General features: G+C 74.7%; 1 protein-coding gene. It reads right to left on the bottom strand.

What is annotated here, in order from left to right; all coding sequences use genetic code 11:
* On the bottom strand, positions 1 to 1,983 hold a 1,983-nt coding region (locus AB0J09_RS63540), incomplete at both ends, for a hypothetical protein (RefSeq protein WP_360714041.1).

Raw genomic sequence — 1,983 nt, 5'->3', positions numbered from 1 at the left:
CCGCGCAGAGCGTGCGCGCGGCCTGCGAGGAGGGCGGGCTTCGGGGCCAAGGTCGGGCAGGGGCGCGGGGGCGAGGAGCGTGGCCAGCAGCGCGGTCACGGCCTGCACGCGGTTGGTGCTGGCCGATCCGGGCACGGGGCCGTCCGGCGTGCAGGCGACGTCGCGGCCGCGATCGTCGCGCTGGAGCCAGCCGACGCAGCGGCCGCGCACGATGACGTCGGTACGGCCGGGCACGCGCCCCTTGAGCAGGCTCCAGGCCGCTAGCGCCGTCGGCGAGGTGTCGATGATTCGGCCGCGGTCGTCGGTGAGCGGGCCAACCGTCACCGCCGCGTGCTCGGCGCCGGGAATGCCCAGCGCGGCCGCCGCGAGCCGGGCGGCGTTCACCACGTCGCGCCCGTGCGCGTCGTCGGCGGGCACAGTGGTGACGAGCCGCCCGTCACGGCCGTGAACCTGCCAGCCGTCGGGTGCGGCCTGCAGCCATCCCACCCGTTGCCCGTCGGCCAGGAACAGGAAGTCCTCGCCACCAAGCCGCACCAGGTGCAGCTCCGCCGCAGGCGCGGCTGGGGCCTGCTGGTCAACCGGATGGACCTGCTCAGGGGCTGCTGGTACCGCTGACGCGTCCTGCCCGGCGAGGCCTTCGCCGGGCGCTTCGGTGAGGGCCTGGCCGTCGTCGACGGCCGCCGTGCCTGTCTGTACCGCGTGCTGGGTCTTTTGGTAGCGGGCGTACAGGGCGATGGCGGCCAGGGCCTGGGCTTGGGTGCGGTGAGCGGCGTCGGGGCCGACGGCGTCCAGGGTGATCGGGTCGTGGCCGGGGGTCAGAGCACGCCAGCGGCCGGTGTAGCCGGTGACGTAGCCGATGGACTGGCCGTGATGGAGGAGGTGGAGCCGGTCGCTCTCGTGAGGCCAGCGGGCGGTCTGGTAGTCCTCGCCAAGCTGGGGCGCGGCACGCAACTGCGGCACGCGCGCGGACTTGTCATCCTGGTCCTCGTGGCGGTGGTCCCGGCGGCCGGTCGGTGCGCTCGCCTGATGGGAAGAGTCAGGCTCGCGCGCTGAACTCGGCGCTGTGGCGTTCGGGGACGGCGCGTGGCCTAGCTCGGGTGCGTTGATGTCGGGCCAGCGCCGGATGTAGGCGGACCAGTGGGCGGCGTAGTGGGCGCGGCCGGCCTCGGTCAGGTGGTAGCCGTCGGCAGCCTCGGCGACCAGGCCGCGGTCGTGGAGGCGCTCACGGAATTGGGCGGCCGCCCGGTGCGGGCGGTGCTGGCAGCCGGGGATGATGGTGGGCTCGCGGGTGCCGGTGGTCACGTCGACGAGGGTCTGCCACAGCGCCGGATCCTCGAGCTCCTGCAGCGCGGGCGAGCCTGGCTCGCGCAGGACGATGTGCGGGTACAGCACCCGGTACTGCTCGGCGTGGGCGGCGACGTGCTCGTGCCCGGCGGCGGTCAGCCAGCGCCGCTCACTCCTGCTCAGCTGGCCGTCCTTCGGGCAGTCCGCGGTGACGTAGCCGCAGCCGCGCCGCTCCTCCAGGTACTGCCAGGCACCCATGTGCCGGTCGATGCTCAGCCCGGCGGCACCGGCTGCGTGCAGTTCGGCCATGACGCGCCACAGCGGCTCTGACAGCAGCCCCATCGGCGGCCGCGTCGCCACAGTGGCTGCGGCGACAGGGGCGGTCGCGGGTTCGCTCGGCTCTTGCCGTGCCGAGCTCAGCGCCGCCGAGGTCGAGGTGACGGCGGCCGGTTGACCGGCAGGGCTCCCAGCGGGCGGAGGCGCAGGACGGCGGCTGCGGCGGCGGTGTTGCTCGGGGATGAGGTGGCGCCAGCGCTCCCGGGCGGACTGGCGGGTGATCCCGGCGGCCTCACCGAGCTGGGGGAAGCCAGCCAGCCCAAGCTGGCCGGCCTCGTGGGCGGCTTGGTCGGCGAGGTCGTCGGCCATCTTCTTCAGGACAGTGGCCGCGTGGATGAGGGCGAGCTGGCCGGCGGTGCGTTG

The sequence above is a fragment of the Nonomuraea sp. NPDC049784 genome, assembly GCF_040659615.1.
GTDB lineage: Bacteria > Actinomycetota > Actinomycetes > Streptosporangiales > Streptosporangiaceae > Nonomuraea.
The sequence above is the reverse complement of the archived record's forward strand: the minus strand, read 5'-3'. Positions and strand labels throughout refer to the sequence as shown.